This is a genomic window from Roseivirga sp. (assembly GCF_049099775.1).
Classification (GTDB): domain Bacteria; phylum Bacteroidota; class Bacteroidia; order Cytophagales; family Cyclobacteriaceae; genus Roseivirga.
Window position 1 is genome coordinate 287,510 of the sequence record NZ_JAGDZM010000009.1, and the last position, 20,950, is coordinate 308,459.

Consider the following 20,950-nt stretch of genomic DNA (forward strand, 5'->3'; position numbering starts at 1 on the left):
CTCTTGCGACTCTCTCTAAAAGACTTTTTCAAACTAGTATTTTCAATTGCCTTAACGGGATTTGTGATTTACAATACAAACGGTGATTTTGAATGGAGCAAAGCTAAAGATGCCATTATCAATTTTAATTTCGGGTGGATATTTTTAAGCATTGGACTATCATTGATAAGCCACTTACTAAGAGCCTACCGTTGGAATTTATTACTGTCGACTCAAGGTCATAAACCGAAACTGTTAACCTCTTATCTAGCGCTAATGGTTGGGTACCTATCTAGCATGGCAATTCCTAGACTAGGAGAAGTCACTCGCTGTACAGTGCTTAAAAAATCTGACAACATCCCTGTGTCCTTTTCCTTTGGTACCGTAATTACCGATCGCTTATTAGACTTACTGATGCTCGGTCTGCTGTTGTTGTCCTTACTAGCCTTGAAGTACAGTTTACTGCAGTCATTCTTTATAGATTTCATTGAAAGAAAAGCACCATTTATATTAGACTATTGGCCTTACTTAATTCTTTTAGGTATAGCCGGAATAATTTTTTTATACTGGCTGATAAGAAAGTCGAAAGAAGAAAATAGCGGAAACGGTATCGTTTCGAAACTCTTGACGTTTATAAAGGATTTCCTGATTGGACTCAAAGCGATTACTCAAGTAAAAAAGCCCTTCCCGTTCATCTTATCAACCTTAGGTATTTGGCTTCTGTATTTCTTAATGTTATATGTTATTTCATTTGGCTACGGGCCTACTGACGATATGTCACCTATAGCTGGCCTAGCGGTGTTAGTTATGGGTAGTTTTGGCATGGCTACACCTGTAAATAACGGAATTGGTGCATATCAAGTATTTGTCGCAGGTATACTTGTCGCTTTTGGCATAGCCTATGAAGATGGTTATGTTTTTGCTGTTATCTCACAAGGTTCACAACTTGTGACCGTGATAATTATTGGCTTTCTTAGTTTAGTAATTCTCAACTTCAGAAAGAAAAAGCAAATTGAAACAGACAGCGCAAAAGATAGTTAATAGACAAGACCTTAAAACTAAGGTTCTAGCATGGCAATCTGAAAATCAGAAAGTTGTCTTTTCCAATGGCTGTTTCGATATTCTACATTTAGGACACATTGACTATTTAGAAAAAGCCCGAACACAAGGCGATAGACTCGTGATTGGCTTGAATTCCAACGAGTCAGTTAGAATCCTAAAAGGTGAAGACAGACCAATTAATAATGAAGAAGCACGAGCTAGAATGTTAGCTGCTTTAGAATTTGTTGATGGAGTGACTGTTTTTGGGGAAGAAACTCCTAAAGAGCTAATAGAATATCTTTTACCCGATGTTTTGGTAAAAGGCAGCGATTACAACGTTGAAAACATTGTAGGCGCTAAAAGCGTAATTGCCAATGGTGGAACAGTAAACACCATTGATTTAGTGGATGGATATTCCACAACGAATATTATAGAGAAAATAAAAAATTAGAAATATGGACCCATTATTTATAGCGTTAATCGTCGGAATAGCGATCATTAGCTGGGCTGTACAAAGCAGCTTAAAACGAAAATTCAAAAAATATTCTCAAGTAGGACTTCAAATGGGATTGTCTGGAAAAGAGGTTGCTGAACTTATGCTGAGAGATAACGGCATAGATGATGTTCAAGTGCTTTCTGTTCAAGGTAGACTCACGGATCATTATAACCCACTTGATAAAACAGTAAACTTAAGTCCAGATGTTTACAACGGAAGATCAGTAATGGCTACAGCGATTGCAGCACATGAATGCGGACATGCTGTGCAACATGCTACAGCCTATGCACCACTCAAAATGCGCTCAGCTTTGGTACCAATTCAAGCATTGAGTGGCAAAATCCTGAATATTTTATTCTTTGCTATGATTTTTGGTGTAGGCGCATCATTTCTACCATATGAAACCGCTGGTGTTTTGATTGTAGGTGTTTATTCTGTCTTTACCGTTTTTGCCTTTGTGACCCTACCCGTAGAATACGATGCCACAAAACGGGCTTTAGCATGGATTGATGAAAGAAACATAGTCAATGGAACTGAGCATGATATGGCCGCAGACGCCCTAAATGCCGCTGCACGTACGTATTTAGTAGCAGCCCTCGGCTCTTTAGCGATGTTACTCTATTATGCTATGGCATTCCTAGGAAATGATTAGCAAATTTTATTGAATTGATTACCTTTGCCTAACAATCGTTAGCTAAAATTTTCCGAATGAATTTCGAATTAACAGAAGAGCATATTGCCGTTAGAGATGCAGCCAGAGAGTTCGCCAATACTGAACTTTTACCTGGAGTAATTGAACGAGATGAACACCAAAAATTTCCTGCTGAGCAAGTCAAACAAATGGGCGAGCTTGGTTTTATGGGGATGATGGTTGACCCTAAGTATGGCGGAGGCGGAATGGATACCATTTCTTATGTCCTAGCAATGGAAGAAATTTCCAAAATCGATGCTTCTGCCAGTGTCTGTATGTCTGTAAACAATAGCCTTGTTTGCTGGGGAATTGAGAAATTTGGAACTGAAGAGCAAAAAGAAAAATTTCTAAGACCACTCGCTACGGGTGAGAAGATAGGTGCATTTTGTTTATCAGAACCTGAAGCTGGTTCTGATGCAACTTCACAACAAACTACAGCTGAAGACAAAGGTGATCATTACATCTTAAACGGAACTAAAAACTGGATTACCAATGGTAATTCAGCATCTATATATTTAGTAATAGCCCAAACCGATCGTGAAAAAGGACACCGAGGCATCAATTGCCTGATTGTTGAAAAAGGCATGGATGGTTTTGTAGTTGGTAAAAAAGAAGACAAACTGGGTATTAGAGGATCCGACACGCATTCATTAATGTTTACAGATGTGAAAGTGCCTAAGGAAAACAGAATCGGTGACGATGGGTTCGGTTTTAAGTTTGCCATGTCTACATTAAATGGTGGTAGGATAGGTATTGCTTCTCAAGCACTTGGAATTGCATCGGGAGCATACGAGTTAGCACTAGCTTACTCCAAAGAGCGTAAAGCGTTTGGGAAACCAATTAGCCAACACCAAGCAATTCAGTTCAAGTTGGCTGATATGGCCACAGAAATTGAAGCGGCACGCTTACTTTGCTTAAAAGCGGCTCACTTAAAAGACCAGAAGAAAGACTTCGGTAAAGCGAGCGCAATGGCAAAGTTATTTGCTTCGAAAGTGGCCATGGACACTACAGTAGAAGCTGTACAAGTTCATGGGGGCTATGGATACGTCAAAGAGTACCATGTAGAACGTTTAATGCGAGATGCAAAAATCACACAGATTTACGAAGGAACCTCTGAAATTCAGAAAATAGTAATCTCTCGAGAATTACTGAAATAAAAAGAATAATCATATAAATATGGCCATTGACATATATTTTATTGGCAATGGCCATTTTTTTTGGAATCTTTTATACGATTAAATACTTTAGTACACGCATTAGAGTATTGTTTTTCAAAAATCTCTTAAAGAAACATGGAAGATTATAATAAAATTATCGAGTCACTTGGGGTTCGTTACATTAAGAGTAGAAATATTAAGATAGCTAAGTCTGTTACTATTGATAATTACTACGACGTTGAAAATACCATAATTATCATCAATAATGGTGATGTATATTTTGGGCCTGATCAGGAAAAAGTATCTGAAGGCGATATGCTTTTCATACCTGGTGGTAAATCACTTTCTATATCATTTGGTTCTGTTACATCTCAGGCTATATCAAATGATGAGTTTATTACCAACAAGAAAAAATACCTTCAAAACGCCAACGATTCTGAAATCAACGATTTCGATGTAGATGGTTTTAGTCAAGTTATGTTTGAAGCGAAAGTATTTGACTCAGTCAACTTCTTTTCTTCACTAAACATTACTCCGTTTGCAATTCGCAAATCGAGTATATTAGCTAGCCTTATAAGATTAATCATCGCAGAAGACAATTCTATAAGACCAGGTAAGAATAGAATTATAAAAGTTAATACCGAATATCTAGTTGTAGAGGTGATCAGGTATATTCTAGACAACAGGCTGTTTGTTGAGCAACTAGTAACCAACAGTACTTACTTTAAGGATCCAAGGCTGATCGATATCTTCAACTATATTAAGAAAAACATCGGTGGTGATTTATCTAACAAAGTATTGGCTAGAGTAGCTAACGTTTCTGAAGATTACGTAGGCCAGTATTTCAAAATGCTGACAGGTATTAATCCTCAGGATTATATCGAATACCAACGTATGGAAGCTGCGGTTGACTTACTAAGAACTACCAAGAAAAGCATTCGCGATATTGGTAGAGAAGTAGGATATAAAGATACAGCTTATTTCTGCCGAAGGTTCAAAATGATGTTTGGTATACCAGCGGGTAAAATGAGGAGAAGAGAAAGCCTAATTAACGTTTAAGGCTTCATTATAAAACTTAACAAGACCAGAAACCTCATTCACTAGATTGAGGTTTTTTTGTGCCCCATTGCCAATAACAATGATATCAGCACCGGCATCTAGAGCCTGCTTTGCTTTAGTGGTTGAATTAAGCCCACCTCCAATAATCAAGGGTACACTCAAACTTTTGCGCACAGCCTTTATTACCTTGGCACTAATAGGCTCTTCCGCACCACTTCCAGCATCCATATATATGGATTTAAAACCAAGCATCTCCCCTGCCAATGCAGTACTTGCCGAAAGGCTTGGCTTATCGTTTGGCAAAGGTTGAGAATTACTGATATAAGATGCACTAGTCGGTTTACCAGAATTCACTAACATATATCCCGTTGGAATTACTTCTAAGTTACTTCGTTTAACCACTGGTGCGGCAACTACGTGCTGACCTATCAGCAGTTCAGGATTTCTTCCTGAAATAAGAGACAAGAAAAGGATAGCATCTGCTGAAGCGTCTATTTGAATAGCGTTTCCTGGAAACAGAACGCATGGTATATCAGTATATGATTTTATCATGCTTACTACTTCGTGTAGGTTATTGCTTGTTACCAAGCTTCCTCCTACAAAAAGGTAATCCACGTTATTTTCTAAACAAACGTTTAAGCTTTCAATCAAGCTACGCTCGTCCGTATCATCTGGATCAAAAAGAACAGCTAGTGACTTTTTGCCTTGCGCTCTGGCTTTGTCAAAAGAGTTCCAAACACTATTCTTTTTCATCTTTTTCAAGTTCGTTTAAAAAGGAAGTCAATCGTTCTGCCGCAAGACCCAATAAAAATACAAAGGCCTGTTCTTTTACAGTTGACATCAACAAGTTGTCCTTTTGGTTAAAGGAAGCATCTTTATCTCTTTTGACTTTTTTGGTTTTTTTCTTCTTATCGGACTTTGTGAGTGTATTCGTTAACAGATAAGCTCCTAGTAAGCCCCCACCAATAATAAGGGCTCCTTTACCTACATTATCCATATTCTGCTTAAGATCACTCAACTGTGTTTCTAGTGAGTTCTTGATCTTATCATTTGCTTTTTGTAGCTCTTCTTTCCTCGACATATCAATTAAACAAGTTCCTCCTCTTCTTCGCTTTCTTCGCTCATGCGTGCTTTAACGTTGTCAAGCACCTTACCCTTCAGTAAGAAAAACACAACGCCCAGTAATAAATAGAACGCTCCAACGATTAAATACCCTAAAAACGGATAGCCTAGGTAATCATTGAGCAGGGCACTTATGGCAAAAGATAAAAATAAAACACTGAGTAAGACGAACAGAGCAATAATAGCAAATGTCACTAGCTTCGTGATTTTCTCTGTCAGTTCTTCCTTAACGTCAATTTGAACGAGCTCAATTTTGGTTTCTATATACCCCGTTAAGTTGCTTACTAGCTTATCTAAATCTAAAATTTTCAAACTAATCTGGATTTAAAGCAAGATATAAATAAGAAACAATAATTACCGAACAGATGGTAACTAACTACCTAGAGGCAGCGGGCTTTTCTGTAACCCAAAAGAGCAATTCATCTACTTCAACATGTGAGTAGCCAAGAGGTGACATCATGGTATTTTCTTCGGCAGCAAAAAAGTCCGCTGCCTGTAGATCATTCTCCTTGAGCTCAAAAAGAGATGTTCGCCTGTTATATACAGCCTCAGGGGATTTTATTTCATATCCAATTGATTCTTCATCAGGTGTATTTCTACTGAAATAAATCAATGTAAAAGGCAGTAAAAAGAATGAGACGATGATATATGAGAAGCCAAATAAACGCGAATCAAAAGTTAGTGTACCAAACCGGTAAGCGATTAAAACAGGTATTTTTCTGATCATTGGGAATGGTAGAAAAATCAACACCCCGATCAGGTTAAATAACAAATGCACAAATGCCAAACTTATTGCGGCCTCTGATCTATTAAAAGCTGCTAAAAGCGCTGTTATTGTTGTTCCTATATTTGCTCCCATTATAAAAGGGAAAGCATTATTCAGTTTTACTTTTCCAGAAGCCACTAAAGGCACAATCAATGAAGTTGTAATGGAGCTTGACTGAACACCGGCAGTTATCAATGTTCCCCATCCGAAAGAACGATAAGGGTCATTAAAAACGTATTTCTTGAGTCTATCCTTTGAAGGACCAATCAGCTGAGAGTAAATAATCGTCGATAAAAACTTAATAGATATGAAAAGCAGCACTAACCCAATAGCAAGCGTAATGATATTTTCTGGCAGCACGCTTAAGAGAAAATCCGTAATTCTTGAGTAGCCTCCTTCAACGTTTTCATTCAAAAACCCGGAGCTATTTCCACTTACACCAAATAGACTAGTAAGCTGAGTAGCGCAGAAACTTAAGGCTCCATAATAGTACTCTAATGGAAAGACAATAAGTGCCGTGAAAATATTGAAGAAGTCATGGATTGTCCCGGCAGAAATAGCTTTTCTAAACTCATTTCTATTCGTAATAAAACTTAATGAAACGAGTGTACTGGTTAAAGTGGTACCAATATTCGCACCCATAACAATTGGAATTGCATTGGCCAAAGAAAGCGAACCTGAGGCTACAATAGCAACCGTCATAGCGGTAACTGTAGAACTACTCTGTATAAGTGCTGTTGCGAGAAGACCAATAAATAGACCAATAAAAGGATTGGACGTTACTAAAAGAATTGATTCGACACTTTCTTTTCCAAGGATCAACACCGAACCACTTACAAGCTCTATTGCAAGCAAGAACAGACCGACGGCCAACAGAAAGAGGACCGTGGAGAGGAGTAAACCGTAAGGTTTTCGATCTAATATTTTAAAATAACTATCTCCCACTGAGGTGTTTTATCACGCCTTGAAAACTGAATATCAAAAGTAGCGCATTATGGATCATTTAAGCTTTAGACCATGTAAAGCATTTGTTAACAAATTATATTCTCTCGAAATATTGATTTATCTTATTCCTCTGTATTTCAGTGTTTTATGAATTTTAAATGTCCAAAATTCTTTACACTATCTGACGCCAATATTTAGTCTTGGTTCAGATAATTGAAAAAGAATGATATTTTTGTGTTACCCACTTCAAATCAGTGTTATATACCAACAATCAAACGCTATTCTGAATTTCCGCAATGTCTCCTGAACAAGAACCGTTGATTCTCACCCTGATTAAGATTTTTGGCGCACTTGGCTTATTCATTTATGGCATGAAAGTCATGAGTGAAGGCATCCAAAAAGTAGCTGGAGATAAGCTTAGAAGTGGCTTAAGTAAAATGACCGATACGCGCTTTGGCGGAGTAATGACGGGTTTCTTTACAACCTCAGTAATCCAAAGTTCAAGTGCTACTACGGTTATGATCGTAAGCTTCGTAAATGCTGGATTGCTTAACCTAAAACAAGCTATAGGTGTTATTATGGGAGCTAATATAGGCACCACTGTTACGGCGCTTATCATAGTTTTATTTGGCTTCAAGTTTAGTATATCTTCATTTGCGCTACCATTATTAATGGTTGCGGTACCATTATTCTTGTTTTCAAAAACGGAAAGATGGAAATACCTAGGTGAATTTTTAATTGGCTTTTCAATACTTTTTATTGGCCTAGGAGCCTTAAAAGATTTAGTTCCAAACGATCTTCCACCAGAAACTCAAGAGTTTATTGGTAGCCTTGGTGAGTATGGTTTCTTCTCAACGGTATTAATGGTGATTGTTGGAACCATTGTAACCATAGTTGTTCAGTCTTCTAGTGCCGCTATGGCCATTACGCTGACACTTTGTAGCAAAGGAATAATCCCTTTTGAAATGGCTGCTGCCATCGTTTTAGGAGAGAATATTGGAACAACCGTAACAGCAAACATTGCCGCGGTAATAGGTAATACACATGCCAAACGTGCCGCAAGAGCACACCTCATATTCAACCTTATGGGGGTATTGTGGATGTTAATTCTGTTTAATCCATTCTTAAGATTGATCGACGGGATTGTACAGTCTTTAGATTTAGGTTCTCCTTTTGCGGATGTTGATTCCATTAACAATGGACTGACGGCTTTTCATATGCTGTTTAACATTCTCAACACCTTACTACTAGTGTGGTTTGTAAATTTCATCGCGAAAGTGGTGATCAGAATTATTCCATCTAATGATTCAGATGATGAAGTTTTCAAACTGAACTACATCAGCGGTACAATGGTAAAGACGCCAAGTTTGTCTTTACAAGAAGCTAAAATGGAAATCAGGCAGTTTGGAAAAGTACTAGCAAGTCTTTCTAAAAATGCTAAAAAGTTATTACTGTCGGACGATAGATCTAAGAGTCAGAATTACAAGTCTCGAATAGCTGACCTTGAGCAAACAACAGATAAATTTGAAGAGGAAGTTTCTAATTATGTAATTAGAATAACTGGTGAAGAACTAAGCCAGAAAAACTCCAATGAGATTAGAGATATCTTGAGTATCGCTTCCGAATTTGAGCGTACTGGCGATGAGTACCTCCGTCTTGTGAAACATTGCGAAAGGCTAGATAATAAGAAGTATGTCCTCAATACGAAACAAAAAGATAAGCTTGAAGCACTGCACAACCTTCTGGCAGAAGCTGTTGAAATAGTCTCGCAAAACCTGAATACGGATAACTTATCAGATGTAAGCGATGAAGCAGCAATCAAGAAAGAAGAGGAGATCAATAAGTTTGTAATTAAGCTTCACAAGCAGAACCTCAAATCCATTGAAGCACAAGAATACTCTGTGAAAGAGGGAATAATCTACAAGGACATCATAGCTAGTCTAGAGACGATCGGTGATCATTTATTGAATATCAGTCAAAGTGCTGTCGGAAAATACAGCGAAGAAGATCAAATTTGATCGAGCTGATTAACAGTCAACCATGCCATCATACCAATACCAATTTCAATAGCATCCTCATCGATGTTGAAATTTGGCGTATGAACACCATTTGTAGTCCCTTTCGCTTCGTTACCTGTGCCTAGTCTATAGAAAGTACATGGCACTTCATGCGTGTAGTAGGCAAAATCTTCTGCTCCCATCCATAAATCTAAATCCACTACGTTTTCTGATCCTAGATAAGCTTCAGCGGCCTTTCTAGCCACTTTCGTGGTCTGTACATCATTGCTTAAAAATGGGTAACCCACGTCAATATTTACATCGCAACTTCCACCCATACCTTCGGCAACACCTTGCGCAATGGCTTTAATTCTTTTATGCGCATCAAACCTCCACTCCTCATTGAGCGCTCGGAAAGTACCCGAAATTTTCACTTCATCCGGGATTATGTTCTGTGCTTGCCCACCATTGATTGTACCAAAAGATAGTACTGTAGGTTTTTTAGGGTCCGCATTTCTGCTTACCACTTGTTGTAATGCTACAAGAATATGAGATGCAATTAGTATTGGGTCGATCACCTTATCTGGCAATGCAGCATGTCCTCCTTTTCCTTTTACGGTCAGGTAAATTTCATCGGCACTGGCCATGTATTGACCTTCACGAAAACCAACTTTACCAACAGGAATAAAGGGCATCACATGTTGCCCCATCATTCTATTAGGTTTAGGATTTTCTAGGGCTCCGGCTTTAATCATTAAAGAAGCTCCACCTGGGTTCTTTTCCTCACCAGGTTGAAAAACGAGCTTAATTGTTCCCTCAAATTTATCCCTTAGTTCATTCAAGATCTTCGCGGCACCAAGTAAACATGCCGTATGAACATCGTGCCCGCAGGCATGCATTACACCATCATTCTTAGACTTATAAGGTATGTCGTTCGCTTCTTGAATTGGCAAGGCATCCATATCTCCGCGTAAGGCAATAACTTTAGAGGAAGGGTCAACCCCTTTTATTAAAGCAACCAAGCCCGTTTCAGCTACACCTTCCTGAGGCTCGATTCCCATGTTCCGTAATTGCTCTGCTACATACTTGGCCGTTTCAAATTCAGCATAGGAAAGTTCTGGATTAGCATGGATATGCCTCCTCATTCGAATGATGTCGTCAGCGTACTGGCTAGCCAGTGCTTTTATCTCATTTACTGAAATCATTGCTCGATGGGGAATTTATCCGGAACAATTGATGCAGTGGGGTAATAACTTCTGATTTTTCTATAAAGTGTTTGTGCTTCTACTTGCTGATAGAATTGACCTACTTTCACGAAATAGGTTGGTAATTTGTAGCTAAATCGAGCATCCATATCTGGCACAATATCGAAAAGTCTATTTCGTACTCGGCCTGCTTCAGTTTGGTCATTTCCCGAATAAACAAGCACAGTAAATCCACTAACCATTCTAATCGAATCATTGCCAACTCTCACAGAATCTAAAAGCTTGTTCAAACTATCTGAAATATCGAATCGGGATACTAATGGCTTATTTTGAATGATTTTCTGTTCTTCAGCATTAGATTCAACCTCTATACTTTCCACTTGCGGGTTGTATTGAGAGAGATCTTCCGAATAACTAAGATCTACCGCTTGCTTTGCTGTTTTTTGAGGAATTGATGCTTTCGAACAACCTGCCGAGCCAAGTCCTACAACTAGCAATACTAAAACGATATTTAAAAAGACCTTATTCATCAATCAACACACATTTACTACTCTTTATGTCATCTTCTACAGACTTAAATTTAACGTCTTTTTTCACAGAACCGTCTGGGTACTGAACTGAAACTCTATCGTTTCGTCCATAAACTTTTTCCGACTTGATAGGTGCTACTTTTTCAACAGGAGGTCTGTTTCTCGTGTCCTGTCTTCCTGCCAATGCACTTCTCGATTCTTCTTTCGACTCATTATAGCTTTGTCTACTGGCCGATCTCGCTTCTTGAACTCGGTTAGGGTCTTCTGTAGGAATATCAGATTTAGTTAAGAAAGACATGGTGTCTTCATTCACTTTTGATAAGAAGACTTTAAACATTTCAAATGCTTCAAATTTATAGATCAACAATGGATCCTTCTGCTCATAAACTGCATTTTGTACGGACTGCTTCAGGTCATCCATGTCACGAAGGTGTTCTTTCCATGTTTGGTCAATCACGCCTAGGGTAATTGCTTTTTCCATGGCTTTAACCATTTCTTGGTTCTCCGTTGCAATTGTTTTCTCAAGATTCACCGGCACACCAATCTGACGTTTACCATCGCTAAATGGTAAGAGTATATTCTCGATAGTTGCGCCTCTTTCTTTCTGAATTTGCTTCAAAAGTGGTAATGTTCGATCAGAAATTGCTTTGTTCTTACCTCGGTAAGCTTCAAGTGTTTCATCATACAGATCATTAACAAGCGTATTCAGATCAGTATTTTTGAACCTGTCTTCGTCTATTTTGGAATCCATACCAAGTACCGAGATACAGCTCAGTTTAAATGCATCGAAATCCTCAGCACCTTTGCTGTTATCTAGAATATCTTCACAAGTATCATAAACCATGTTCATAATATCTAACTGAAGTCTTTCCCCTTTTAGTGCATTCCTTCTTCTATCGTAAATAACTGTACGCTGTTGGTTCATGATATCATCATATTCCAATAGCCTTTTACGGGTTCCAAAGTTATTTTCCTCTACTTTTCTTTGGGCTCTTTCTATAGACTTGGTAATCATAGAATGCTGAATCATTTCGCCTTCTTGAAGTCCCATTCTATCCATTAGCTTAGCAACTCTATCTGATCCGAATAGCCTCATTAAACTATCTTCTAAAGAAACAAAGAACTGTGAGGATCCTGGATCACCCTGACGACCTGCTCTACCTCTTAACTGCCTATCGACTCGTCGAGATTCGTGGCGCTCAGTACCTACAATGGCCAAGCCACCTGCGGCTTTAGAATCCGGATGCAGTTTAATATCAGTACCTCTACCTGCCATGTTCGTGGCAATAGTCACAGTCCCTGGTTTACCTGCTGCAGCTACTACATCTGCTTCACTCGCATGCTGTTTCGCATTTAGTACTTGGTGATTGATCTTTTTAAGGTTTAGCATTCTACTCAAAACCTCAGATATTTCTACCGATGTTGTACCTACCAAAACAGGTCTTCCTTGTTCAGTAAGCTCTATAATTTCATCAACTACTGCATTAAACTTTTCCCTAACTGTTTTATAGACTTTATCTTGTCTGTCATCTCTTTGGATAGGTCTGTTTGTAGGAATTACAACAGTGTCCAATTCGTAGATTTCCCAGAATTCACCTGCTTCCGTTTCAGCCGTACCCGTCATTCCAGACAGTTTATGGTACATTCTGAAATAGTTCTGTAATGTAATGGTGGCGTAGGTTTGCGTAGCGTCTTCTACTTTAACATTCTCTTTTGCTTCGATAGCTTGGTGTAATCCGTCTGAATAACGTCGACCGTCCATTACACGACCAGTCTGCTCATCAACAATCTTAACTTTGTTATCTGCAATAATGTATTCAGTATCTCGCTCAAACATAGTAAACGCTTTGAGTAGCTGATTTACCGTATGAATTCGCTGTGCTTTTACTGTGTAGTCCTTTATCGCTTCGTCTTTTTGCTTGAGTTTCTCTTCGTCGCTTAAAGAGGTATCTTTCTCAAACTGGGCTACGATATCGCCAATATCAGTCAAGATGAAGAACATTGGATCTTCACCCTCTCCTGTAATTAAATCAGTACCTTTTTCCGTAAGGTTTACGGCATTACTCTTTTCATCAATTGTGAAATACAGTGGCTCATCGGCCTGAGGCATGTTTTTTTGATTATCTGCTAAGTGGAAGTTCTCGGTTTTTTGAAGTATTAACCTTACTCCTGTTTCACTTAGGTATTTAATCAAAGGCTTGTATTTAGGCAAGCCTCTGAAAGCTCTGAATAACGCAAGGCCACCTTCATCTTCCTTACCTTCTTTAATTAGCTTTTTAGCTTCATTTAAGTATTGGCCACAAAGCTTTCGCTGAGCTTCTACCAATTTCTGAATCCTCGGCTTTATTTCGTAAAACTCATGCTCATCTCCCCTAGGCACGGGACCTGAAATAATCAATGGTGTTCTGGCTTCATCAATTAACACTGAATCGACCTCATCAATCATGGCATAATGGTGCTTGCGCTGTACAAGTTCACCTTCTTCCCGTGCCATGTTATCTCTTAGGTAATCGAAACCGAATTCGTTGTTTGTACCATAAGTAATATCAGCACGATATGCTTCTCTTCTTGGTTCTGAATTTGGTTGATGTTTATCGACACAATCAATTGTTATTCCATGGAATTGGAACAAAGGTGCCATCCACTCTGAATCTCGTTTCGCCAGATAATCATTAACCGTTACAACATGAACTCCTCTTCCGGCCAGTGCATTCAAATAGGCAGGAAGCGTCGCTACAAGGGTTTTACCCTCACCTGTAGCCATCTCGGAAATTTTACCTTTATGGAGAACGATACCACCAATGAGCTGAACATCGTAGTGGAGCATTTCCCACTTAACGAGGGTTCCTGCAGCCATCCATTCATTATGCCATGTGGCTGTATCGCCAGCAATTTCAATGTGATCACCATTCGAAGCAAGTTGGCGATCCATCATATTGGCTGTTACAACCAATTTTCCATTTTCCTTTAGCCTTCGAGCTGTTTCTTTTACTACCGCAAATGCAGAAGGTAAAATTGTCATTAGCACAACTTCGAGCTCTTCGTTTCTTGTGTCTTCTAGTTTATCTATCGACTGAAAGATGCTTTCTTTCTCTTGAATGTCTAGATCTGGTTCTTTTTCTATTCTCTCATGAAGGGCAGCTATTTCGTCGTCAACAGATTTAAGGTCTTTAGCAATCTGATCTTTAAATTCTTGTGTTTTTCCACGTAACTGATCGTCGCTTAAGCCTGATAAGGTTTCGTACACCTTATTGATCTCTTTCACTAAAGGAGTAACCTCCTTTATATCTCTTTCAGACTTACTCCCGAAAAGCTTCGATATCCCTTTCGTAAAAATGCTCATATTGAATGTTTATGTGCTAAAGTTAATTTCTTGTATATAAATAAAGAAGGCATCTTAAGATAAACTTATACGGTAAATTCTCCTGAAAAAACCTTCTTTGCCGGACCTATTAAATAGATGTTTTTGAAAGTACTATCTTGTTTGTCGAAAGACACTTTCAAATCGCCTCCTATGGCCTTTAATGACACTTCGTTGGTATTTGTTTTTAGGCCTAATGAAAGTGCTGCAGCTGTACAACCTGTTCCGCAAGACAATGTCTCGCCTTCTACTCCTCTTTCATAAGTGCGAATTTTTAAAGCATTGTCATTAATCTGCTCCAAAAAATTAACATTGACGCCTTGATCAGCAAACCGACCTGAATATCTAATCTTTCTGCCTTCCATAACAGGATCTATTTCATCCGTGTTGCTAACGTATCGCAGATAATGCGGTGAACCTGTATCAATGAGGTAATCATCGCCAATTGCTTCAAACTCCAACACGTCATGCATTAAAAGGGAAACTTCATCCCCTGTGATGCTAGCCTCATGAATACCATCAATTGCAAGAAACACTGTCTCATTTTGAATCATACCTAGTGCCTTGGCAAACATGACAGCGCACCGGCTCCCATTTCCACAAAGCGATTGAGAACCGTCAGGGTTGAAATAGATCATTTCAAAATCGGATGACTCAGAATTTTCAATCAGTATGACGCCATCGGCACCAATACCAAATCTTCGATCGCATAAGTGGCTAATCAATGATAGATCAGTTTTATCAAATACAAGTTTCCGATTATCGATCATCACGAAATCGTTACCTGTGCCTTGATATTTCTGAAATGGAATAGTTTTCATTGCTAATTTTGCTCCTAATTGCAATTAACGAGCCTTTTTTAAATAAGTGACAAAATGGCGGAGATAATCAAAAAGACTTTTGCTTATCCATCGTCGGACATAAAAAAATCCTCAACCTGAATACAAGCTGAGGATTTGATTTCTTTTCAGAAAGCTAAATTACTTTCTTGCGATAAGTTCTTTAATTCTAGCTGCCTTACCTTGTCTACCTCTTAAGTAGTAAAGCTTAGCTCTTCTTACTTTACCTTTTCTTAACACTTCAATTTTGTCAAGACTAGGAGAAAGTAGAGGGAAAATTCTTTCTACTGCGATACCACCAGAAATTTTTCTTACTGTGAAAGTCTCGCCGTTAGAACCAGCGTTCTTTCTTTGTAATACAGTACCTTGGTACTGCTGGATTCTTTCCTTATTACCTTCTTTAATTTTAACGTGAACGTTAACAGTATCACCTGGCGCGAAATCAGGTAATGCTGCCCTTCTTTCGTTACTTTCTTCCTCTATAAACTTGATAAGATCGCTCATATCTCAATGTATTAATCTGGTGTTCCCAAAATTGGACTGCAAATATAGGTATTAGTTTTTTATTTCCTGATACTGGATTAAAAAATTTTACTCATCCAACAGGTCTGGGCGTCTTTTCTTTGTTCTTTCCACTGATTTTTGAAAACGCCACTCTTCAATTTTCTTCTCATGACCGGAAAGAAGCACATCTGGCACTTTCAATCCTTTATACTCTGCCGGTCTTGTATATACTGGTGGTGCTAACAAACTATCCTGGAAAGAATCCGTCAAGGCAGAAGTTTCATCTGACAGAACACCGGGTATCAGCCTAATTATAGCATCAGAAACAACTGCCGCTGCTAGCTCACCACCAGAGAGCACATAATCACCAACACTTATCTCTCTAGTAATAAAGTGCTCTCTAACCCGTTCGTCTACTCCTTTATAATGGCCGCAAAGTATTATGAGGTTACCTTTTAAGGATAGCTCATTGGCTACTTGCTGGTTAAAAGTCTCACCATCGGGGGTCATGTAAATGATCTCATCGTAAGATCTTTCTTCTTTTAGGGCCGAAATGCACTTATCAATAGGTTCAATAAGCATTACCATTCCAGCGCCTCCACCGTAAGCGTAATCATCAAGTTGCTTTTTCTTGTTGACCGCGTAGGCACGAAGATCGTGAACCACTACTTCTACCAAACCCTTGTCTTGTGCACGCTGTAAAATGGAATGACCGAATGGACTTTCTAACAACTTTGGCAAACATGTAATGATGTCAATCCTCATCGTTGTTCAAGTAAACATCTAGTAAACCCTCTGGAATAGCTAAAGTCATTGACTTAGCCTCTCTGTTCAGATCTTTCAACAGGTTCTTATGATACGGAATCAAAATTTCTATTCCGTCGGCTGTCACAATAGAAAAAAGAAGCTGTGGTCCAGATTCGATCACATTTTCAATGGTACCGACGTCTTTTTGGCTTTCATTGTCTATTAGAGAAAACCCAAGCACTTCGTGAAGATAAAACTCTTTGCCTTTTAAAGCAGGCAAGGCCGACAATGGCAAATAAAGTTCCTTCCCTTTAAGCGCCTGTGCATCTGCCAACTCATGAATATCTTCAAAAGCCACAATTGCCTTGGCGCCATTAAAGCTAATGGACTCAATAAAAAAAGGAACCAGCCTTTGTCCATTAAGAACAAACACTGATTCCAATTTCTTGTATTGATTTGGTGAATCTACGTCCAGAAAAATCTGAACTTCACCTCTTAAACCATGCGTTTTGACAACGTAACCTAATTGATAACAGTCATCAACGGTCATGGCTATTGATTACTCTTCTTTCTTTTCTTCTTCGGCTGCAGGAGCTTCTTCAGTAGCTGGAGCCTCTTCTGCTACCGGAGCCTCTGCTGCTGGTGCTTCTTCTGCTGCCGGAGCTTCCTCCACTACAGGTACCTCTTCAACAGTTGCTTCTACTTCAGGTGCTGCAGTTTCTTCAGGTGCTTCTTCAACAACCTCTTCTTCTACAACTTCTTCCTCAACAAAATTCTTTGCTGCAATTGCTTCAGCACGCGCTGCACTTACTTTAGCTTCAGCTTCTAATCTTGCGGCTCTTGCATCAGCTTTAGATTTAGCCAACTGCTCAGTTTTACCTTCAATCTTAGAATCCTTAGACTCAATCCATGCTGCTAATTTCTTGTCAGCTTCTTCCTGCGTAATTGCGCCTTTGTTTACACCTACTTGTAAGTGTTTTCTGAACATAACACCTCTGTAAGAAAGCATTGCTCTTACGGTATCAGTAGGAAGTGCACCTTGCATTACCCAATCAAACGCCTTGTCATTGTCGATGTTAATCGTCGCAGGGTCTGTATTTGGGTTGTAAGTACCAATTTTTTCAATAAAGCGTCCATCACGTGGTGCTCTAGCGTCAGCAATGACTACATCATACATTGCTCTTTTCTTGCGGCCTCTTCTGGCCAATCTGATTTTTACTGCCATATAACTTTTAAAGTTGTTATGAGGATCTCGTCCTCACTTTTCCAAGAACACGTCTCGAAAAAGGACTGCAAAGGTAAGTATTTTTTGGATTAACAAAAACATTACCTACTAATCAAATTAATCTCTCTTAACCAACTCTAACTTATGAAAGATCATTCGGTCTGGTAGACTATCATTCTTTAATATAAACAACCCTCCTTTGGCTGCAAACAGACCTTTTTCAAACAAATACTCGGCTGACCTAAACTCCTTCTCTTTTATTAGGTTAAAATTTGAATCGATTACCATAACAAAGTAGATATAGGTTGGCTGAAACCTAAAGTCGTTAAGTGGCTCTAAATCGTCAAGCGGCATTCTTCCTACCCTATAATACAGCTCATTTTCCTGATCGTAAAGCACCACTATATAACGTCCAGAGGCTTTTGCCTGAATTCTAAGCTCTTTATTAGTCTTAAGTTTCGTTTCGAGAATTGGAAAGTCACTAAGATACTGACTAGGCAAGCTTTTGCGCCTTACCTTCCCTGAACTACTTTGGATAGAAAGGCGATGATCAAGTGGGAAATTTGAGACTAACTCGTTCTTTTGATTTATTACACTGCTCACCTGAGCTAAGTCGCCATAGCTACTCCAAGAAGTACTTGGCTCTCTGCGTTTACCAGGGTATAAGTAAATATTAAAGTCTTGATAAGGAATCGGTTTATAATCTATAACACCCAATTCCGCATTTCTAATTTTCAAATTCGTAAAAGGAGAACGCATTCGGTTTTCCTTCCACGCGATCCAAGATGAAATAATAAGTTCATTCCCTCGTTGCGCGATTCCGCCGAGGCCATAAGGTGTAGGAACGGGCATTCTATCACCCCGCATGGGTACTCTAAATTCAACTTCCCCCTTGCCGTTAAGCAGCGCAATAGGCATATCCATACCTAAATCTTTACCAAACTTAGCAGGGTAAACCCATATACTGTCTGGTGAAGCAGCATAAAAATTCTGAATCTCATTTATGATTCTTTCTCGACCAGACCATTTTAAAGGAAACGATGATGACATTTTTCCTGAAGAAAGATCAAAGAACTGCATAGACCTTTGGTAGGGAACATATTGTTCCCTCGTCGAATAAATTCTTGCTCTTTGATTTAAGTAGGCAACACTGTTTTCGTCTGGTAAGTATTGGAAGATTCCAGTAGAAGTGGAGGGTTGAATAGTATGCTCATCGAAAAGAAACTGGATAGAATCTGTCACTTCTAGCTCATATTCAACTAAAGAAATTTCATTCTTGGGGCTGCATGAAGCTAAAGTGAATATCGAGGCGCAAGTCCAAAAAAATAATCTTTGCCGTTGAATGAACGACGATCGATTAGTTACTGACTCTTTACTCATTTACACGACTATTCAATTCTTTCCAATCTGAAGAGTCTTCAGCATTCATTAACAGCGCTTTTCTGAAAGTAGAATCTTCATTTAACTCAATTAGAGTTGGATAAAAAAGTGAAACCCCGTGATCCTTAGCAATACCTAAATCAATAAAGTCAAGCCTAGAAGTATCTTGAACGCCTAATGTCCTAAACCTCACTTTGACAGCTTTCCTAGATGAATAATGAGTAAAAAAGAATCTTATTCTCGTATTGTCATAATTAGACAAAATGAAATCATACGCCTTTTTTATGCAGTTTGAACAACCATTTTGAGGCACAATTAATAGAAACCTTTCTGATTTTGGCATTTCAACAGAAGAAGCCTTCAGCAAAGACTCATAATCTAAATGAAGAGATCGCTCGCAGTTAACAAGACCAAAACAAAGTATTATACAAAGGAAAGACTTGATGCAAATATTAGATTTTTGCTGACTAATTATCAAAACCCATTAATTTAAGTTTAATCTCATCTTCATTGCTTGAATCAGAACTTAAAGTCCACAATCCATCCGGAGAAACAAATACACCCCTCTCAAAAAAAGCGTTTTTATAATTGAATAATTCTTCGTTAATAATATTGAGCTTAGCATCCAAAACTGTTACAACGTACTGATACGACCTTCCTTTTTTTTCTCCATTCAAGGATCGTCTCAAGTCTCCAGTGTCACCCTCAGCTTTTCCAATTCTGTAATAGAGACTCAAGTACGGATTGTATAGTATACCAAGATATCTAGCACTATTAACTACCACATCAAGCAAAGGAAATTCGCGAGATATGTAATCTTCAAGGTCTCTACTAAGAAATTTGAAATTGCCAATTTTTGAACTCTTTGAATTCACATTTTTGTATCCTTCGCTAGAGACCAATAGTAAATCATCTTCCATTGGATAATTGACCACAAATTCATCGTTCCTAATTCCAGAAGCAATACTAGAATAGTAGAATTCAGGTTGATTTGAACCAGGCAAACGATTCAAATCAATTTCTTCATAAGGCAGAGGTTCTTCTAGGTATTCAAATTTATCATTTCTTAAATCAAGTTTAATAATGGGTGAGACACTATTTCGTTCCTTGTTTTTACCAATGTGTACCGCGATAAACATATACGGGTATTTAAATAAAAGAGCACCAGTGGTTCTAGATGCTTTTGGGAACGGCACACTTTCATAATCTTTACTATCGTAATGAAAAGTATTAATCTTTTTTCCCAAGCTATTTAGTAAGAACATTTTAAAGTTCGTACCTGCAGAAAGTAAGAAAATAGAATCTTTATTCTGGTAGTCAAAATAGTATGGATCCATACCAAACCCATTTGGACCCTCTGAAGGAAGTTTTGTTTCTAATGCCAAAGTTTTTCCAGACGCATAATCAAAGTATTTTATCGATCTTGATAGACGATTTAAGTACGCTATTGCATTTATATCTGCGCAATATTGAAAACGGCCACCTAAAGCGAAGGGATATGCAGTTTCATTATCTAATTGTAAAACTAACTCTCTGAGTATCTTGAATTCTTGAGACTTCAAAGGGTTCGGCACCCAAAGAGAAACAAGAAGAAACAGGGAACCTATTAAAGACCTTTTAATCATTGTCTAATTATACCGCCCATAGCATTCCCTGCACAACCAACTGACTCTGGAGAAGTGGGGTCCATGTCAAAATCACAGAAAGATACATCAACGATTACACCTTCATAACCTTCAACTTCAGACTCGGCTCCTATTACAGTAATTCTACATGTTCCAGCGTTTTGACGCACACCACCACCCTTTAAACAATAATCCTCAATAGGATTTGAAGGAAGGACAGTAGCCATTGCGGTAATGGTGCATAGAGCACCGACAGCAATAAACAATTTCTTTTTCATAAT

The 20,950-nt window shown here is 38.6% G+C and carries 22 protein-coding genes; 6 read left to right on the top strand and 16 right to left on the bottom strand.

Features of this window, described 5'->3' with window-relative positions; genetic code table 11:
• Window positions 1-3 precede the first annotated feature (3 nt).
• The 5 genes from JXQ92_RS16075 (at window position 4) to JXQ92_RS16095 (ending at window position 4,423) form a co-directional block, all read left to right on the top strand.
• Entirely contained in the window at window positions 4-1,020 is a 1,017-nt protein-coding gene (locus tag JXQ92_RS16075) for a lysylphosphatidylglycerol synthase transmembrane domain-containing protein (RefSeq protein WP_421987660.1), read from the top strand.
• Entirely contained in the window at window positions 992-1,471 is a 480-nt protein-coding gene (gene rfaE2 / locus JXQ92_RS16080) for a D-glycero-beta-D-manno-heptose 1-phosphate adenylyltransferase (protein WP_421987661.1), read from the top strand. Before JXQ92_RS16075 ends, rfaE2 begins: the two co-directional genes overlap by 29 nt.
• 4 nt (window positions 1,472-1,475) lie before the next feature.
• Window positions 1,476-2,168, top strand: a complete 693-nt coding sequence (locus JXQ92_RS16085) for a zinc metallopeptidase (protein WP_421987662.1) — start codon at window positions 1,476-1,478, stop codon at window positions 2,166-2,168.
• Window positions 2,169-2,224: 56 nt separating this feature from the next.
• The gene (locus JXQ92_RS16090; RefSeq protein ID WP_421987663.1) at window positions 2,225-3,364 is read left to right on the top strand and encodes an acyl-CoA dehydrogenase; all 1,140 of its coding nucleotides are present in this window, start codon (window positions 2,225-2,227) and stop codon (window positions 3,362-3,364) included.
• A 135-nt stretch (window positions 3,365-3,499) separates the two neighbouring features.
• Window positions 3,500-4,423, top strand: coding sequence for a helix-turn-helix domain-containing protein (locus tag JXQ92_RS16095; protein WP_421987664.1), 924 nt, complete (start codon window positions 3,500-3,502; stop codon window positions 4,421-4,423).
• On the opposite strand, the gene JXQ92_RS16100 is transcribed toward JXQ92_RS16095, so the two are convergent.
• From JXQ92_RS16100 to JXQ92_RS16115, 4 genes are all read right to left on the bottom strand, one after another.
• Window positions 4,409-5,176, bottom strand: coding sequence for a geranylgeranylglyceryl/heptaprenylglyceryl phosphate synthase (locus JXQ92_RS16100; RefSeq protein ID WP_421987665.1), 768 nt, complete (start codon window positions 5,174-5,176; stop codon window positions 4,409-4,411). The two genes, JXQ92_RS16095 and JXQ92_RS16100, sit on opposite strands and share 15 nt — an antisense overlap.
• Window positions 5,163-5,504, bottom strand: a complete 342-nt coding sequence (locus JXQ92_RS16105; protein ID WP_421987666.1) for a hypothetical protein — start codon at window positions 5,502-5,504, stop codon at window positions 5,163-5,165. Before JXQ92_RS16105 ends, JXQ92_RS16100 begins: the two co-directional genes overlap by 14 nt.
• Window positions 5,505-5,509: 5 nt before the next feature.
• Window positions 5,510-5,857, bottom strand: coding sequence for a phage holin family protein (locus JXQ92_RS16110; protein WP_421987667.1), 348 nt, complete (start codon window positions 5,855-5,857; stop codon window positions 5,510-5,512).
• A gap of 64 nt (window positions 5,858-5,921) precedes the next feature.
• Window positions 5,922-7,256, bottom strand: a complete 1,335-nt coding sequence (locus JXQ92_RS16115) for a Na/Pi symporter (protein WP_421987668.1) — start codon at window positions 7,254-7,256, stop codon at window positions 5,922-5,924.
• Window positions 7,257-7,552: 296 nt separating this feature from the next.
• Here JXQ92_RS16115 and JXQ92_RS16120 point away from each other — a divergent pair, with 296 nt between their 5' ends.
• The gene (locus tag JXQ92_RS16120; protein ID WP_421987669.1) at window positions 7,553-9,274 is read left to right on the top strand and encodes a Na/Pi cotransporter family protein; all 1,722 of its coding nucleotides are present in this window, start codon (window positions 7,553-7,555) and stop codon (window positions 9,272-9,274) included.
• Here the strand turns inward: JXQ92_RS16120 and JXQ92_RS16125 are convergent.
• The 12 genes from JXQ92_RS16125 to JXQ92_RS16180 form a co-directional block, all read right to left on the bottom strand.
• Window positions 9,265-10,458, bottom strand: a complete 1,194-nt coding sequence (locus tag JXQ92_RS16125) for a M20 metallopeptidase family protein (RefSeq protein WP_421987670.1) — start codon at window positions 10,456-10,458, stop codon at window positions 9,265-9,267. The genes JXQ92_RS16120 and JXQ92_RS16125 overlap by 10 nt on opposite strands.
• Complete coding sequence (locus JXQ92_RS16130) at window positions 10,455-10,988, bottom strand: hypothetical protein (protein WP_421987671.1); 534 nt, start codon at window positions 10,986-10,988, stop codon at window positions 10,455-10,457. Before JXQ92_RS16130 ends, JXQ92_RS16125 begins: the two co-directional genes overlap by 4 nt.
• Window positions 10,981-14,331 (bottom strand): preprotein translocase subunit SecA, encoded by a 3,351-nt coding sequence (gene secA / locus JXQ92_RS16135; protein WP_421987672.1) that lies wholly within the window; start codon window positions 14,329-14,331, stop codon window positions 10,981-10,983. The genes JXQ92_RS16130 and secA overlap by 8 nt, the downstream gene beginning before the upstream one ends.
• A gap of 65 nt (window positions 14,332-14,396) precedes the next feature.
• Window positions 14,397-15,170, bottom strand: a complete 774-nt coding sequence (dapF, locus tag JXQ92_RS16140; protein WP_421987673.1) for a diaminopimelate epimerase — start codon at window positions 15,168-15,170, stop codon at window positions 14,397-14,399.
• 159 nt (window positions 15,171-15,329) lie between these two features.
• Window positions 15,330-15,692, bottom strand: a complete 363-nt coding sequence (rplS, locus tag JXQ92_RS16145) for a 50S ribosomal protein L19 (RefSeq protein ID WP_421987674.1) — start codon at window positions 15,690-15,692, stop codon at window positions 15,330-15,332.
• Between the two features lie 87 nt (window positions 15,693-15,779).
• Window positions 15,780-16,457 (bottom strand): tRNA (guanosine(37)-N1)-methyltransferase TrmD, encoded by a 678-nt coding sequence (trmD, locus tag JXQ92_RS16150; protein ID WP_421987675.1) that lies wholly within the window; start codon window positions 16,455-16,457, stop codon window positions 15,780-15,782.
• Complete coding sequence (gene rimM, locus JXQ92_RS16155) at window positions 16,447-16,989, bottom strand: ribosome maturation factor RimM (RefSeq protein ID WP_421987676.1); 543 nt, start codon at window positions 16,987-16,989, stop codon at window positions 16,447-16,449. The genes trmD and rimM overlap by 11 nt, the downstream gene beginning before the upstream one ends.
• A gap of 9 nt (window positions 16,990-16,998) precedes the next feature.
• A complete protein-coding gene (locus JXQ92_RS16160) occupies window positions 16,999-17,664 on the bottom strand; it encodes a 30S ribosomal protein S16 (protein WP_421987677.1) in 666 nt (221 codons plus the stop codon).
• 117 nt (window positions 17,665-17,781) lie between these two features.
• Window positions 17,782-18,906: a DUF4221 family protein gene (locus JXQ92_RS16165; RefSeq protein WP_421987678.1), complete on the bottom strand. Its 1,125-nt coding sequence runs from the start codon at window positions 18,904-18,906 to the stop codon at window positions 17,782-17,784.
• A gap of 130 nt (window positions 18,907-19,036) precedes the next feature.
• Entirely contained in the window at window positions 19,037-19,237 is a 201-nt protein-coding gene (locus tag JXQ92_RS16170; protein ID WP_421987679.1) for a hypothetical protein, read from the bottom strand.
• Between the two features lie 274 nt (window positions 19,238-19,511).
• A complete protein-coding gene (locus tag JXQ92_RS16175; RefSeq protein ID WP_421987680.1) occupies window positions 19,512-20,669 on the bottom strand; it encodes a DUF4221 family protein in 1,158 nt (385 codons plus the stop codon).
• The gene (locus JXQ92_RS16180; RefSeq protein ID WP_421987681.1) at window positions 20,666-20,947 is read right to left on the bottom strand and encodes a hypothetical protein; all 282 of its coding nucleotides are present in this window, start codon (window positions 20,945-20,947) and stop codon (window positions 20,666-20,668) included. The genes JXQ92_RS16175 and JXQ92_RS16180 overlap by 4 nt, the downstream gene beginning before the upstream one ends.
• Window positions 20,948-20,950: the final 3 nt, after the last annotated feature.